The organism is Paenibacillus litoralis (genome assembly GCF_046244365.1).
Classification (GTDB): Bacteria; Bacillota; Bacilli; order Paenibacillales; family NBRC-103111; genus Paenibacillus_V.
Genome location: NZ_CP176395.1, coordinates 173,691 through 189,320, shown reverse-complemented (window position 1 = coordinate 189,320; position 15,630 = coordinate 173,691). Strand labels below are relative to the sequence as shown.

Below are 15,630 nucleotides of genomic sequence, written 5' to 3'. Positions count from 1 at the left end.
TTACCTTTACCTTGCAACGGCCAGCTCAAAAGGCAGACACAACGGCGCACCTGTTCGCGGATCGCTGACGATATCGGCTTCGATGCCGAACACCTCGCGCAGCACCTCCGGCGTCATGACGGTCTCGGGATTGCCTTCGCTGACGACCGTGCCCTTTTTGATGGCGACAATATGATGAGCGTAACGGGAAGCATGGTTCAGATCGTGCACAACCATCAGAATCGTCCGCTTCTGTTCCGTATTCAGCTTCTCCAGAAGCTTCAATACTTCGAGCTGGTGAGCCATGTCGAGGAATGTAGTCGGCTCGTCTAGGAACAAAATGTCCGTCTGCTGAGCCAGCGCAAGCGCGATCCACGCCCGCTGCCGCTGACCGCCCGACAAGTGGTCGACAGGGCGATCCGCGAATTCCACCATGCCGGTCACATCGACCGCCCATTTAATGATGTCTTTATCCTCGCGCGTCAGCGTACCGAATCCCCGTTGATACGGAAACCGCCCGTAAGCGACGAGCTCGCTGACGGTCAGTCCTTCCGGAGCCGTAGGATTTTGCGGCAAAATGGCAAGCTGCTTGGCAACTTCCTTCGTCGATTGCTTCTGAATGGAGCGACCATCGAGGTAAACGGTCCCCTGACTCGGCTTCAGCATCCGCGCCATCGTTTTCAAAATCGTAGATTTCCCCGATCCGTTGGCACCGATCAAGGCTGTAATTTTCCCCTCCGGTACGGAGAGATTCAAATTTTGGACGATTACACGTTCCTCATAGCCGATTTGCAGTTGTTCCGTATAGAGCACGCTCATGGTCGACAACCGACTCCTTTCACATCGCGCTTCCGCTTCTGATACTACGTTTATATGCTTATAAATGAAATTCATTCTCATTATCGTTATCTCTATGATAACGATTCTCAACTTCCCTGTCAATGTCCAAATACCTCCGTTATTCTTCAATATTTCACTGATAGAAAACAACCGGCTATTCAGCCGCCAAAGATAACCGTCATTCGGCGTCTTGATGCCTGACGTTTGGCGAGAAATGCACATGCAGCGGAGGGTAAACTTTCAGTCATTATAAAAAAGAAGAAGATATCCAAGCGGTCCCTCGCCTGGATATCTTCTTCTATGCTTATCCTAGTTCCGCTTTTATTTGATCAGCTGTCCGCGCGTTACGCCGAGCTGGTTGGTCGCCTTGAGCGTCTTCCAAACCTGCGTACCACTCATTTGTCCGCGCAGCGCTTGGCTGTAAAGCCCGATGACCTCCTGCACTTTCTCGGCCGATTCCTCCAGGAACTCGACCCGATAGGAGGATACGCCCAGCTCCATGAAATTGCGCAAATATTCCGCGCCGGATTGCTCGATGGCGTTATATACCGTATTCCGGCAGCCTTCGTCTACGCGGACCGGATGGCTCATGCCTACGCGATCCTGCAGGGAAGCCCGGTGCTCCTCGCAAGGGCGGCCGCAATTCGTATAGTCGGTGCCTTCGCTGAGGAACGTGCAATACACGCAATGCTCGGTATGGAACATCGGCATATGCTGGTGAATGACGATTTCCAGCTTGGCCGTATTCGAACGACCCAGCATGTCGACCATCTGCTGAATGTTCAAATCGTAAGACGGCGTCACGCGGGAGCAGCCCGCATCCAGGAACAGCTCCGCCGTCTTGTGGTTCGCGATGTTCAGCGAGAAATCGCCGATCAGCTCCGGATGGACGGCATTTGGCTCGCTCATGCGCTGCTTCATGAAGTAATACATCGCTCCCGTGTTGCGAACGAGTATCGCATCCGGCTTCAAGTTAAGAATATTCCGGAAGTAGCCCGTCTCCCCCGGCATATGAATGCGGGGAGTGGCAAGCGCGATCTTTTTGCCTGCCGCATGCACCGCTTCAACCGCAGCGGGAAACTGCTTGATGAACTCGAAGTCGGCATAGATGAATTCGACTTCCGTAGCCACGGCAGCCTTCACCTGCTCGAGCGTACGGCACAGCGCGATCAACCGCGCGTCGGTCGCTTGCGGCGCCGGCTGCGCGGCATCCGCGAATGGCTCGACACTGCGATGCGTATACGCGCGCGGCTTTTGCCGTTCGGCGGTAAGCAGCTCCACCGCTTGGCGGCGGATCGCATTCAGCTCGCGCATCGGCACGATCAGCGCCCCGTCCAGCTGCACGTCGAGCCCTCCGAGCTCGTAAATCGTGCCGCCAAGACGGCCGAACTGCTCCGCGAAAAGCGCCTCGTCCATCGGCCGCTTCTCGGCCGGCGCGAGCGGCAGCTCGGAGTCGACCGCTACGATCCGTCCGGTCGGCACATCCGTCCATAGCGTCCGTAGCGGCTCCCCGGCACGGCCGGTAATTTTGACCGTTACCGGGAACGTCCGGTACGGCTTGTCCGTCTCGAACGATTGCCGCATCCGCTTGTCGAGATGCGGATCGTTCGTTTTCCAAATCCGGTCGCCGACATGCACGCGTCCCAGATTCACATCGTTGCGCCCCGTCACGATCTCGATCAATCCGCCGGGTGCCTCGCCCTCGAGCTTGATTCCTTTGCGGCGCAAGTCGTAAACCCGGCCGCCCTCTTCCTTCTTCGTCGGATCGCCCGCGTCGAACACGATGCCGTCGCCCCGCTTCAGCGGCGCTTCCAGCTCGCAGATGACCGCATCGCGAAGCACCTGCTTGACCCGGCCGAGAAAGACGCCCCGGCTTTTGGGATACGTACCTTCCACGAGCAGCTTGTTGTTCGTTCCCTGTAAGAACCCGTACGTAAATCCGCGCGAGAAGCTTTGCTCCAGCTCGCGCATTTCCTCGCGGGTCGGCTTGGCGCGGCTGCCCTCGAAATACCGGTCGATCGCCCGGCGGTATTTGCTGACTACGTTCGCTACATACTCGGGGCTTTTGAGCCGGCCTTCGATTTTGAACGACTTGACGCCCGCTTCGATCAGCTCCGGCATCAGCTCGATAGCCGCCAAGTCTTTAGGCGACAGCAGGTAGGCGACGTCGCCCATCGGCTTCTGCACGCCGTCGACCATCAGATCGTACGGCAAGCGGCACGCTTGTGCGCATTCGCCGCGGTTGGCGGAGCGTCCTCCCCACATTTCGGACGTCAGGCACTGCCCGGAGTACGACACGCAGAGCGCGCCGTGCACGAACACCTCCATCGGCAGCTTCGCCTGCTCGCCGATCGTCTTGATCTGTTTCAGATTGTTTTCGCGGCCAAGCACGACAACCTCCAAATCGAACGGCTTCGTAAATTCGACCGCCTCCGGGGAAGTAATCGTCATTTGCGTCGAGCCGTGGATCGGGAAATCCGGCGACAAATCGCGGATCATTTTGACAAGCCCCAGATCCTGCACGATAACCGCATCTACGCCCGCCGCAATACAAGCCTCGATCAGCCGTTTCGCCTCCGGAAGCTCTTCTTCGAACACAAGTATATTGAAAGTCAAATATCCCTTCACCCCGTACAGGTGCAGGAACGACATAATATCCGGCAGCTCGTCCATCAAAAAATTGTTGGCCCGCGCTCTTGCGTTAAACTTCTCGACGCCGAAAAAAACCGCATCCGCTCCGTTCGCGACCGCCGCCCGCAAGCAATCCCAGTCGCCGGCGGGGGCAAGCAGCTCGACGTCTTCTTTCCTTATTCCATTCATTCCTTTAGCCTCCAATTAAAGCGGCGGTTTTATGCACCGCCGTCTTCCTTCCTTATAGTGTATCAGATTTGCGGCCGCGGTTCATCTGGGATCGTTTCCTGCCATCCGGCTAATGGCATTTTTACTTCTTAATCTATAGAAAAGCTTGGTGTTGAACGAAAGAGGACGGTTGCTTGCCATTCACTCGAACGAGCCGACATTAGGGGATATTTTCGTACAACTGACAGGGAGGGAACTGCAATGACATTTTCCATGAAACGTTTCCAAGCCATCGTAGCCAAGGAATGGAAGGACACTTTAAAAAACCCGCAAATTTTGCTGATGGCGGCCATGCCGGTCATGTTCGCTTTCCTGTTCAGCAAGATGGACGACGGGAAGGACTTGTCGGTGATGAGCTTCCCGATTTTGCTGGCGCTGTCGATGACGGGTTCCTTCGTTCAAGCCAATATGATTTCGGAGGAAAAGGAAAAGCATACGCTCCGCGTACTCATGCTGTCGCCCGCTTCCACCTCCGAGGTGCTGCTCAGTAAAAGCGCGCTGACCACGCTCATTACGTTCATCGTCATCGTCGCCAGCGTGCTCGGTCGGCACGATCATCGGGCTCGTGTCGCGCACCGTATCCGAAACGAGCATCACCGGACTGCCTGTCCTGCTTATCTTCGTCATGGCGCCGATGTACGCTCCGATGTTCAAGCAGCCTGCAATCACGGCCGCAGCCGACTATTTGCCGACGCAGCATTTTATCCATGCGGTCGTCAAGCTCAGTCAGGGCGGTACGGTTTCCGACCTGTACGCCCACTTCACGAATATCGCAATCTGGACCGTGCTTTCGCTTGCAATTTGTTACTTCGTGTACGGTAAAAAGCGGTTCGATAAATAAAAACGCCAGCCGGAGGTTAGCGAAAGGAGGAAATATCGTGAGTAAATATCCCCGTTCTCCGACAATGAAACTTCCCACGCCGCTTCGCGAAGGCGAACAGGGAGGTTTTTCCCTTTAACTCCGCTTCTATTCTTCATCGGTCTGCGCGTGAAACGGCCGATTCCACAAAATAATCCGCAACTGCAACTATATGCCAACCGTTAACGTCAAATATTGTGAGAATTTTACCGTCCAACCTATCAACTTTCGCCTTAAGTTAACATCATTCGCGGAAAATGGTATAATACTCACAAGCTTTGCAATCCAATTCGTTAGAGGGTTTTTGCTTTGAATAGAATCCGATCGTCCTTATTGGCAGCCGCCGGAGCGCTGCTTGTGCTTGCCGCCGCTCTCTTTTTCGTGCCAAAGGAAGACCGGCTGGATCTTTTATATGCAACCGCGGCGGACGCTTTCGACACCTCCGCTTTCGACAATCTTCAACAAACGCTGGCGGCTAACGCCTACGTCAATCGCGGTGCGCTGGACAAGCTGTCCGGCCGCAAGCTGCGCAGCTATGACGCTATCTATCTCGACCCCGCGCTGCAGCATACGGATGCTTTGAAGCAGGCTTTGCCGAAGCTGGCCGACTATGTCCGCGGAGGGGGTCATTTGTTTTTGGAGAACGGCTTTGCCGCCGATTTTCCGCTGGATGTGCTCGGCGGTTCGGCGCTTACCGATATTCCGGCGGATACGGACTCGGGCGTGAAGTTCGACTATCCCGGTGTGGACCTCCATTTGCAAGGCCTACAGCAGGTGTTTCAGCTGTTTGCAGACAATTTTAGCGCCCACGGGGGCTTCCAATCAGTGCCAAAATTCCGCTGGGGTAAGGGACTAGTCCCGACGACCGCCGAAACGATCGTGAAAGTGAACGATGTGGCTGCGATGACCGTTAATCGGTTCGGTGAAGGCTCGGTGCTTCTCGCGGGAACATTTTTGCCTAATCGTTATTTCATAACCGGCTTCGATATGCAGAGCGGTCAGGATCCCGGGCAAGGCTTTGCCAAGCTGGCCGACCGTCAAGCGCAACAACATCCGCGGGTCCCTGGCACGACTTATTTCGATTTCAAAAATCCGCTACCGCTGCAGCCTTACTTCCAATTTTCCTTTGCGGCGGCAAACTACCAGCTTCGCAACGCTTATGTGGCCTATGTTTCGAAGGAAACGCTCGGCTATAGTGTGACGAAGTCGCTCGGTCCTTACGGACGGCCGGCGATGGCGTTTCAGAACCACTTCGAGGCGCTACCGGGATTCCGCGACAGCTCGGGCATCCGCTGGGCGGAGCTGCTGAAGGAATATAATCAGATCCCGTCGTACTCGCTCGTTCGCGGTTCCTTCGATTGGGGAAACTGGTGGGAGAACACGATCGTCCATTTGAATGTGGGGACGGCGCAAAACCCGAAATTTATCGGGGAGTACGCCAACTCGTTCTATTCCAGCGGAGCCAAGCTTGTCAGCGGCAGCCGACCGATGAAATTAGCGAGGTATCCGGATCGGCATGATCCTCGCGATAACGAGCTGGCAACCCCGTTGCCTTTGCCTTACCGGATGTATCCTGCCTTTGTCGACCTCGACGGCGACGGACGCTCCGACTTGCTTGCAGGCAGCGCAGACGGCTACATCTATGCGTATCGCAACCTCGGCCATAACGACGAGGCTTATGCCTCGCAACCGCTGCCTGCGGGCTTGGCGACGCCTGACGCGTTCGGAGCGCCGCAAAAGCTGCTCCAGTCGGACGGCCAGCCGCTCACGGTCGGCCAGTACGCGACGATTGCGGCTGCCGATCTGAATGGCGACGGGCGCATCGACCTTGTGCTCGGCAACGCCAAAGGCGAGGTTTACGCGGCGCTTGCTCTTGGCAGCGAGGAAGCGGCAGCGGCCCCGCGCACGCTCGGCACAAGCAACGGCTTCGCCAGCGCCATCTTTGCGAAGCCCGTGCGGCTTACTGCAGCCGGCAAGCCGCTTGCCGTCTCCGCGAATGCGGCGCCGACCGTCGGCGACATCGACGGCAATGGCACGCCCGACCTCGTCGTCGGCGATGAGAACGGCGGCGTTACACTGTTTCGCGGCGTGCCGGGACATCCTCTCGCCTTCGAGGCTGGCCGTCCGATTGTTCAGTTGACCTCACTGCATGCAGCCCCAGCCCTCGCCGATATGACCGACAACGGCAAGCTCGACCTGCTTGTCGGCAGCAATGACGGAGACGTGCAGCTTTTCGTGCAAAAAGACGGCGCTTGGATCAATCAAGGCCCGATCAACGGCGAAACGAAAAACATGATGGGCACGAACGCCCTGGTGGGCGGCCACAATGCGGTACCGGTCGTTTACGATATCAATCACGACGGCAAGCCCGATCTGATCGTCGGACAGGTCGGGTTCAGCGACCCGGTAACAATCGACGATCCGGCGTTCCCTTACGCCGCTCAACTTAAGGAGTTTCTGGATTATGCCAAAACGAACCATATTCCGCTATACCCGCACGTTTACGTGCACCAATATGTGAGCGACGAACAGGAGAAAGCCGAGCTTGCCCTGCAGCGCGAATCGTTCAAGAAGCTAGGCATTCCGTGGGACATGCCGGGTACGAACCAGCATACGTGGCGGATCAACAATATTGACCGCATTCAAACGCTGCGCAATGAAAATGCGCAGGATATTTGGTTCAACTTCGGCTTCCGACCATCAAACAACCGGTCCGATCCGGTTTACTCGTCGGACTATATGTGGGCGATGCCGTTCCTGCTGACTGACGGGTCTTTGCAAAACCCGATGCTGGTAGGCGCTCCCGCTTTTAATTACCCGAGCAACGGATCGACAAAAGATGTTTTTGAAGCTTATACGGCGCTTGACATGCCGATCGACTATTTTGAGCATATCGAATACAAGATCGCCAGCTCCATTGACACGAAGGAAGGACTGCTGCCGTTCGTCCGCTACCTCGACAAGCTGCGTACCGAATACGATTATAACTTTATGACCGAGCCGCAAATGGCTCAATCGTACCTGACGGCGCTCACGTCCAAAGTAAAGGTCAGCCAAAGCTGGGGGCTTTATTTGTGGGACAAGTTAAGGAATGCCTTAGGGAAAGGCGTTCACTTATCGCTCACGCTGACGCCCCAAACCGGCGACGTTCCGCAGCAAGCGGGCGATTACCGCAACACGCTTGGCGTGGCGATCGAACCGGGTAAAAAGTACGCGGGGCAGCCGCTTGTCGTCGATTCGCCGGTGTTCACGAGCCGCGAGGCGTTCCAGCGCGAAGCCGCCGAAGACGGGAAGCCGCTGCCGGCGGAAAAACCGGTGCTGTACGCCGGTCTTGCCGGACCTTCGAAGCTGACCGTCAGCTGGCGCAAGGAGCCTTTCCACATCGTTCGCGTTAACGTGCCGATGGCGATCGACAAGCAGGATGACAGCTGGACGATTGCGCTGAATGGCGAAGGGATGCAGCAAATCAAGCTGTACAGCCCGCCGGACAGCCCGATTGCGATCGAAGGCGATGATTTGAAGATCGAGGAAAATGCAGAACGGCATACGTATACGGTCACTCATTTCGGCGACAAGACGACGATCAAGGTGCGCTTGAGATAGTAAGCAGTGTCCGACTCCCGCTTGCTGCAAGCAGCCGGCGATTAAGAGTCCCTAAGGACTCTTAATCGCCTAGTTACCCGCATTTTTGAGTATTTAAGCGACGCTAAAGACCGCTATTTCACCCGAAAGTGGCCATTTTTCAATAAAAGGGATAAATAGGAGACTATAGAGGCTCTTATCTTCTTAAAAATGAGCAGACTGTGAAAATAAGAGCTTTTATAGTCTCTTACAGCGGCCAGCCTGTTTCTCGCCCGTTTAAGGACGATGCCGGCCGCCAGTCCTTTAAGAAAGCGGTACTACACGATTTTAGGTTCGCCGCAAGGCGCGTTTCCCCTACTATTTTCACCAGCTATGCAGAGGAGGCTCACCCTAATGGAAAAAATTGCCGAACAATTGGAGCGCCACATTCGCGACCGATACGAGATCGAAGCCGATGACGAAGATTTCGACCGGGACGTACACCTGTTCGACTATGGCTATATCGACTCGATCGGGGCAACCGCACTTATCGCCCATGTCGAGAAATCATACGACATTCAAGTGACGAATCAAGACCTCATGCTCTATTCGATGAATACGGTCAACGAAATCGCAACGTTTATCGCACAAAAAAACGGCAAATAACGGCCGACAGGCTTATTTTCCGCAGATTGAGAGGTAGCAACCCATGGAATGTATAGTTTCGCTGGAACGCCTTGCGCCCGGCCAGCACGGACAACTGAAATATGCCGCCGCCTTCGTCGACGAGACGATTACGGATATTGTCATCGACGGCGATACGCTTCGGGTCGCTCACAACTCTCCGCATGGAGCGGACGTTATCGAGAGCCGCCTCAACCGGCTGATCGACCGTTTCTCCAAAGGGGATTTCGGCTTCAAGGAGAACGTTCTGTTCGAAAATAAAGTGGACACGCCTCACCGGGGCGACATTATCGCCGAGCTCGTCGAATCCAAAGTGATTAAGGTGCTCGAGCCCGGTCTGTTCATTTTCCGCGAGCCGTTTTCCAGTCTGATGCGGTTTCTCGACTACTCCTTCGTGACGAAGATCGCCAACCGGTTCGACGTCAAGGAAGAATCGTATCCGGCCGTCATCCACTGCGAAACGCTCAATAAAACGAACCATTTCACTTCGTTCCCGGAACATATCCACTTCCTGACGCATCTGCGCGAGGATTTGGACGTAATCGAAACGTTCTCGCAATCGATTCGCGAAGCCGGAGGCTGGAAGCAGGACGAGCCGATGTCGCTGGACGAGAACATGCCGAGACCGAAATTCGCGATGAACCCGTCCACCTGCTATCATTGCTACGAGGGCTTGCAGGACGAGACGCTGGAGGGCGAAGGCGTCGTCGTAACGGCGATCTCCAAGTGCCACCGGTTCGAGTCCAAAAACCATACCGATTTTGGCCGTCTGCTCGACTTCAGCATGCGCGAGATCATTTTTGTCGGCAAACCGGACTTCGTCAAAGAAAACCGGCTGAAGTCTATCGAATATTTGAAAGAGCTTGCCGCCGAATGGAACGTGGACAGCTTTATGGAAATCGCCAACGATCCGTTCTTCACGAACGATTTTCAAGTCAAGGCTTCGTTCCAGCGCAACCAGGAAATGAAATACGAGCTGCGTCTTCGCATCCCGTACATCGACAAATCGATTGCCTGCAGTTCCGTCAACTTCCATAGCAACACGTTCGGCAATGCGTTTAATATTAAAATGGGCAAGCGCAACGCCGTTACCGGCTGCGTCGGCTTCGGCATCGAACGCTGGGCGTTCGCCTTCCTCGCCCAATACGGACTGGATCAAGCGCAGTGGCCGCAAGCGTTCCGCAAGCAATATGCGGAATGGCAGCAAAAATCGCTGTAGTCCGATATTCCAACATAAACGGGGTTTGGCACCGTGAAACGATTCGCTTCTTTCCTGCGGCGCAACAGCTTCGTGCTGGTGCTGCTGCTTGCTTTCGCCGCGACCGACTTGGCCGTCGCCAAATGGGACCCGCTCAAGTCGTCGCTCCGTTTCTACAAGAACGATTTTACCAAAACGCTCTATCACCACAACTGGGCTGACGCCGGCCCGGTTTTTTTCGGTAATTCGGCGGTGACCGGCGCCTACATGGAAGACAAGTCCAAGCATCCGCTCGTCGAAATGGGGCTGTCGTACGGCAGTATCAACGATCTGAAGGGGATCCTGCAGAACAAGCTGTACCGGGTGCAGGGCGAGCTCGTCATCGGAATCGATATCCATACGATGGTGGACAAGATGCCGACGGAGCCTTCGACCGACTCCACCTATCCATGGCTCAAAAAATGGTACCAGCCCTATCTGTTCGCCTACCGCGACTACTTGAAGGACTCCGGCGAAGAAGCGCTTCGGAGCCTGTATACGGGTACGGTCGAGCTCGATCGCAGCAAGCTTTTGGCCTATACGCCCCGCTGGATCGACAAGGAGCTTTATTTCGGCCGCAAGCCGGACGATTTTCTGAAGGAACGGTGGAACTTTTACAACGAGAAATTCGGCGCCATGACGATGGACGATTTCCGGCAAAATCTCGACGCTCTCCAATACGTGATGCAGTATGCCGCACGCGAGCAGATTCCGCTTCGCGTCGTCTGGATGCCGTACAATAAGGCGTATCCCGAGTTTGCTTATATGAAGCCTCTGAAAGCCGAAGTCAATAAGCTGCTGGAGGCGAACCGCGTGCCTGTGTTCGACGCGATGGGCCGCTATGAGCCGCAATATTTTCACGATCTGGTCCATTTGAACCGGGAAGACGGGGCGCCGCTGTTTACGAAGGAGGTGGACGAATGGCTCGAATCGCTCGCAAAACCATCGAAATCCTAGCGTATTTGGTCATGCTCGTCCTAGTGATCGTCTATTACACCGGCAAGGGCATTTTTATTTACGAGGGGTTCTAAGCGCATGTTTTATACGAATATGACGTCCATTCTGGCGATGTGCGGGATGATCGCGGTGCTGATGCTGAGCCGGCGGTGGACGGGCAACAAACGTGTTCTGCTGCTGCTGTTCAACGTCGCCTTCCTGCTCGTATACAGCCAGAAGCTGTTCGTCTTCTATATGGCATGGACGGCGCTCAACTTCATCGGCTTCCGCTTCCTTTGCACGGCCGAGCGGTGGCGCAAAGGCTGGTTTTTGACGGCAATCGTCGCGAACGTGGCCGCCGTCTCCTCCTTGCGGCTGTTCGAAATGAACGTCTGGTCGAGTCCGCTGTTCGACGCGGTCATTTTTCTCGGCTTGATTTACAACGTGCTGAAGGTCATCGACGCCTATTATTTCGCCTACTTCGTGGGCAAGGACGGACGGGCCGGGGCGCTGGATTATTTCAACTTCATCCTGTTCGTTCCGACGTTCACCTCCGGGCCGATACTTAAATTCCGCGATTTTATGGCCGATACGCGCAAGCCTTATCAAGTGGATGCGGCGACCTTCGAGTGGGCGATCAAACGAATCATTCTGGGCCTGTTCAAAAAGTTCGTCATCGTCGCCTGGATGAGCCGGATTTTCAACGACATGATGGACGGCGCCGGAACGCTGCATACGCACGAATCGCTGTTTCTGATGATCTGGTTCTACATCTGGATCTTCTTCGACTTCTCCGGCTATTCCGACATCGCGATCGGGTTCGGCCGGCTGATGGGCTACAACATCCCGGAAAACTTCAAAAAGCCGTTTACCGCCCCGACGCTTACTCAATATTGGCGCAACTGGCACGCTACGATGGCGGATTGGTTCCGCGATCACGTGTTTCTCATTTTCGGACGCAAAACGCCTTCGAAATGGGCAGGCGCAGCCATGTCGTTCGGCATTATGGTACTCATCGGGCTGTGGCACGGCTTTAACTGGCTGTTCGTGCTGTGGGGCGTCTACCACGGGATCGTCATTGCGATCGAAAGCCTGCTCGGCCAGACGACCGTCAATAAAAAGAAAGTATCACGTTCGTATTTCTATTTCCGCTGCTTCGTGACGCAGGCAATCGTCGTGTTCGCGGTTATCGTCTACAGCTACAGTCCGGCAACCGGTTACGAAACGGTGCTAAAAATTTATCGCGGATTGTTCACGCTGCCTTCATTTTGAACGCCCATGATGTTATAATTTGAGGAGTCCTACACCTGCACGAGCTTTGCAGCGGATTTTCGCGTTAGCCAAACGGCCTCTACGGCCCTACCGGCGATGGCGAATGGTTTCCATGCAAGCGTCGTGTCCTTTTTTCGGCAAAATGTACACGCGTACATTTTGTATGATTTTCTACCATTCGCGGAGGTGTCCTCATGAAACTTGGAGTATTTTCGGTATTATTCTCGCAAAAGCCTTTTGAAGAAACGCTCGATTACATCGCCTCGAAAGGGCTTGGCGCCATTGAAATCGGTACCGGCGCGTATCCGGGCGACGCTCACTGCAAACCGGACGAGCTGCTCGCAGATAGCGGCAAGCTGAACGCGTTCAAGAAAGCGGTTGAGTCCCGCGGCCTCATCATCAGCGCGCTGAGCTGCCACAGCAACCCGCTTCACCCGCAAAAAGCGATCGCCAAAGAAGCACAGGATATTATCGCCAAAACGATCGAGCTCGCGCAGCGCCTTGAGGTGCCGGTCGTCAATACGTTCTCCGGCTGCCCCGGCGACCACGAAGATGCGAAGTATCCGAACTGGCCGGTTGCCCCTTGGCCGAACGATTTTCAGGAAATTCTCACTTGGCAGTGGGAAAATAAAGTCATTCCGTACTGGACCGAAACCGCAAAGTTCGCTAGCGACCGCGGCGTCAAAATCGGACTTGAGCTGCACGGCGGCTTCTCGGTGCACACGCCGGCTACGCTGCTCCGCTTGCGTGAAGCGGCTGGCGAAGCGATCGGCGCGAACCTCGACCCTAGCCACATGTGGTGGCAAGGCATCGATCCGGTGCAAGCGATTCACATTCTCGGCCGCGCCGGCGCGATTCATCACTTCCATGCGAAGGATACGTCGATCGATCCGATCAACGTCAATAAGCACGGCTTGACCGACATGCAATCCTATACGCTTATGCTGGACCGCGCTTGGCAGTTCCGGACCGTCGGCTACGGCCACGACATGAAAACTTGGGCGGACATCATCAGCGCGCTTCGTCTCGTCGGCTACGACTATGTCGTCAGCATCGAGCATGAGGACGGCCTTATGTCCATCGAGGAAGGCTTCAGCAAAGCGGTGCAAAACCTGCAGCAGGTGCTGATTAAGGAGCCTCTGGGTGAAATGTGGTGGGTGTAGGGGCCCGGCGAAAATAAAAACGTCACTCGTTGAGAAAAAGGACGTAAACAAAAGAATCGGAACTTCCGCAGCGGCGGGTATCTCCCTCCAGGGCCAGGGGTAAAAGGAAAAGAATGATGGGCCTTCCGGGCTCACGGGTATCCCTTTCCAGCCACTCTTGTCCTCGGGAAATTTCGATTGAATCCGCCTAGCCGCGGTTATTTCCCGAGTACAAAGGCGGCCGCTCCGCTCTTCCAAGGGATACCCGCAGCCCTGCGGCGTTCATTCTTCAACCCACCGTAGCAAGCAAACCTGGCGGCACCGTCCTTATGGCACGGTGCCGTTTTTATTTTTGCGGGCCCGGGATGAAGGAAAAGAATGATAGGCCATCCGGGCTCACGGGCAGCCCTGCGGCGTTCATTTCTTCAACCCACCGTAGCAAGCAAACCTGGCGGCACCGTCCTTATGGCACGGTGCCGTTTTTATTTTTGCGGGCCCGGGAATAAAAGGAAAAGAATGATGGGCCTTCCGGGCTCACGGGTTTCCCTTTCCAGCCACTCTTGTCCTCGGGAAATTTCGATCGAATCCGCTTAGCCGCGGTTATTTCCCGAGTACAAAGGCGGCCGCTCCGCTCTTCCAAGGGATACCCACAGCCCTGCGGCGTTCATTCTTCGGCCCTCCGTTGCCTACAATCCGATGGCACCGTCCTTATGGCACGGTGCCGTTTTTATTTTTGCGGGCCCGGGAATAAAAGGAAAAGAATGATGGGCCTTCCGGGCTCACGGGTTCCCTTTCCAGCCACTCTTGTCCTCGGGAAATTTCGATCGAATCCGCTTAGCCGCGGTTATTTCCCGAGTACAAAGGCGGCCGCTCCGCTCCTCCAAGGGATACCCGCAACCCTGCGGCGTTCATTCTTCAACCCTGGCGGCGCCTTGCTTAGTGCACGGTGCCGTTTTGATTTTAGCGGACCTCGAAGGAGGGCAAAAACAAAAAGAGCAAGGGAAGTTCCCTCGCTCTTGCTTTTGCACGCTGCATATCCGTCTCCGGGAAGCTCGTCCCGGCCAAACGGCCTCGTGTCAGCTCATCCAGTTCTGAACCATAACGTAATCCATAACAAGGAATACGAGCAGACTCACGACGCTGAAAGCGATCGCGAGCAGGTTTTTTTGCTTTGCCGTAATCGTACGCACGACAGCCAAAGCAATGATCAGGGTGAACACTATTATGAACGCATCGAATGGATCAAAGTGAGTTGTCGAAGAACTCGCTGCTTCTGCAGCCCAGAACATATTGGGCCCCCCTTTACATGAATAGTGCATCTTATCCTATGTTAGCCTGTGCGGACAATGGATGCAAGTGCTTTCTCGATTTGTAACAACATTGTCACGATTGCCGTCCGGACAGGCATTGACTATGTTTCGCTTCCTTTTTCGGCCGGCGATTCGCCTTTTATTTATTTCCAAGCTCATCTGGCAAGAACGATTTGAAGGATACTACACTATCGATCAACGAGGTGCCGACTTCTTTTCGATAAACAAAGATTTCTCCAATTTGTCGCGTAAGTATAAATTGTCCATTTCATCGAACATTTATAACTGCGGCAACCGGAAATTCAAGCAAAAAGGAGCTGCCCCTCAAGCGTTAAATTCCCTCGAGAGGCTGCCCCTTCGTTTTGCCCTACTCCACGTCAAGCCCTTTGCCAAACTCGCCAAGACGTCCTGCTTTGGTATCCTCATAGAGCCGTTTCAGCCATTTCAATTCCGTTCTGGCATGGTCGTAAAGCCCCCACATCAGATGCAGCGTGGAACGGGGAACGGTCCCCACATGCTCCTCGTACACGCCCTTCATCCGTACCGTATAAGCTTCCACTTCGATGATATGCTCCTCCAGCTTGCGCGCGATCAGCTTCGAATCCGCATGACGGGAAAATACGACAGCCGCATACAGGGGATTGTTCACTTTGACGCCTTCCTTGAATTGGTCGAGCAGCAGCTTTTCGAACTTCGTTTTCCCCTTGTCCGTTATGCGGTAGATCGTTTTGTCCGGACGGCTGCCCTCGCGGATGACGTCTACGACGGTTACGGAGCCTTCTTTCTTCAACTGGTCGATTGCGTAATAAAGCGAGCCGTCCTGAATCTTCATATACTGATCCATCGCGCGTTCTTTCATTTTCTGCCTAATTTCGTAGGGGTGGCTGTCCGCCTCCATAAGAAGTCCGAGAATGGCCAGTTTGATGGACAAGCCCTTCACCTGCCTTTTCC

General features: G+C 54.9%; 11 protein-coding genes. 7 read left to right on the top strand and 4 right to left on the bottom strand.

The genetic code is table 11. The features are described from left to right. Positions 1–6: 6 nt before the first annotated feature. The gene (locus ACKGJP_RS00795) at positions 7–798 is read right to left on the bottom strand and encodes an ABC transporter ATP-binding protein (RefSeq protein ID WP_409343822.1); all 792 of its coding nucleotides are present in this window, start codon (positions 796–798) and stop codon (positions 7–9) included. A 342-nt stretch (positions 799–1,140) separates the two neighbouring features. After that, on the bottom strand, positions 1,141–3,639 hold the full coding sequence (locus ACKGJP_RS00790) for a DUF3656 domain-containing protein (protein WP_409343821.1): 2,499 nt from the start codon (positions 3,637–3,639) through the stop codon (positions 1,141–1,143). 240 nt (positions 3,640–3,879) lie between these two features. Here ACKGJP_RS00790 and ACKGJP_RS00785 point away from each other — a divergent pair, with 240 nt between their 5' ends. From ACKGJP_RS00785 to ACKGJP_RS00755, 7 genes are all read left to right on the top strand, one after another. Further along, positions 3,880–4,500 (top strand): ABC transporter permease, encoded by a 621-nt coding sequence (locus ACKGJP_RS00785; protein WP_409343820.1) that lies wholly within the window; start codon positions 3,880–3,882, stop codon positions 4,498–4,500. 346 nt (positions 4,501–4,846) lie between these two features. Beyond that, positions 4,847–8,140, top strand: coding sequence for an FG-GAP repeat domain-containing protein (locus tag ACKGJP_RS00780; RefSeq protein WP_409343819.1), 3,294 nt, complete (start codon positions 4,847–4,849; stop codon positions 8,138–8,140). Between the two features lie 372 nt (positions 8,141–8,512). Then, positions 8,513–8,764: an acyl carrier protein gene (locus tag ACKGJP_RS00775; protein WP_409343818.1), complete on the top strand. Its 252-nt coding sequence runs from the start codon at positions 8,513–8,515 to the stop codon at positions 8,762–8,764. 43 nt (positions 8,765–8,807) lie between these two features. After that, positions 8,808–10,001 carry a hypothetical protein gene (locus ACKGJP_RS00770; protein WP_409343817.1) on the top strand — a complete coding sequence of 398 codons (1,194 nt, stop codon included), beginning with the start codon at positions 8,808–8,810 and terminating at the stop codon, positions 9,999–10,001. Positions 10,002–10,034: 33 nt separating this feature from the next. Continuing rightward, entirely contained in the window at positions 10,035–10,976 is a 942-nt protein-coding gene (locus ACKGJP_RS00765) for a hypothetical protein (RefSeq protein ID WP_409343816.1), read from the top strand. 78 nt (positions 10,977–11,054) lie between these two features. Then, positions 11,055–12,227, top strand: a complete 1,173-nt coding sequence (locus ACKGJP_RS00760; protein WP_409343815.1) for an MBOAT family O-acyltransferase — start codon at positions 11,055–11,057, stop codon at positions 12,225–12,227. 194 nt (positions 12,228–12,421) lie between these two features. Then, positions 12,422–13,390 carry a sugar phosphate isomerase/epimerase family protein gene (locus ACKGJP_RS00755; protein WP_409343814.1) on the top strand — a complete coding sequence of 323 codons (969 nt, stop codon included), beginning with the start codon at positions 12,422–12,424 and terminating at the stop codon, positions 13,388–13,390. 1,055 nt (positions 13,391–14,445) lie between these two features. Here the strand turns inward: ACKGJP_RS00755 and ACKGJP_RS00750 are convergent. Both ACKGJP_RS00750 and ACKGJP_RS00745 read right to left on the bottom strand, forming a co-directional pair. Continuing rightward, positions 14,446–14,658, bottom strand: coding sequence for a DUF2759 family protein (locus ACKGJP_RS00750; protein ID WP_409343813.1), 213 nt, complete (start codon positions 14,656–14,658; stop codon positions 14,446–14,448). Positions 14,659–15,046: 388 nt separating this feature from the next. Further along, positions 15,047–15,619, bottom strand: coding sequence for a PadR family transcriptional regulator (locus ACKGJP_RS00745; protein ID WP_409343812.1), 573 nt, complete (start codon positions 15,617–15,619; stop codon positions 15,047–15,049). Positions 15,620–15,630 lie beyond the last annotated feature (11 nt).

What these genes read in the sequence shown, in the direction of transcription:
- ACKGJP_RS00795 (WP_409343822.1), bottom strand. Translation starts at nt 798, where the DNA reads ATGAGCGTGCTCTATACGGAACAACTGCAAATCGGCTATGAGGAACGT.
- ACKGJP_RS00790 (WP_409343821.1), bottom strand. Translation starts at nt 3,639, where the DNA reads ATGAATGGAATAAGGAAAGAAGACGTCGAGCTGCTTGCCCCCGCCGGC.
- ACKGJP_RS00785 (WP_409343820.1), top strand. Translation starts at nt 3,880, where the DNA reads ATGACATTTTCCATGAAACGTTTCCAAGCCATCGTAGCCAAGGAATGG.
- ACKGJP_RS00775 (WP_409343818.1), top strand. Translation starts at nt 8,513, where the DNA reads ATGGAAAAAATTGCCGAACAATTGGAGCGCCACATTCGCGACCGATAC.
- ACKGJP_RS00770 (WP_409343817.1), top strand. Translation starts at nt 8,808, where the DNA reads ATGGAATGTATAGTTTCGCTGGAACGCCTTGCGCCCGGCCAGCACGGA.
- ACKGJP_RS00760 (WP_409343815.1), top strand. Translation starts at nt 11,055, where the DNA reads ATGTTTTATACGAATATGACGTCCATTCTGGCGATGTGCGGGATGATC.
- ACKGJP_RS00755 (WP_409343814.1), top strand. Translation starts at nt 12,422, where the DNA reads ATGAAACTTGGAGTATTTTCGGTATTATTCTCGCAAAAGCCTTTTGAA.
- ACKGJP_RS00750 (WP_409343813.1), bottom strand. Translation starts at nt 14,658, where the DNA reads ATGTTCTGGGCTGCAGAAGCAGCGAGTTCTTCGACAACTCACTTTGAT.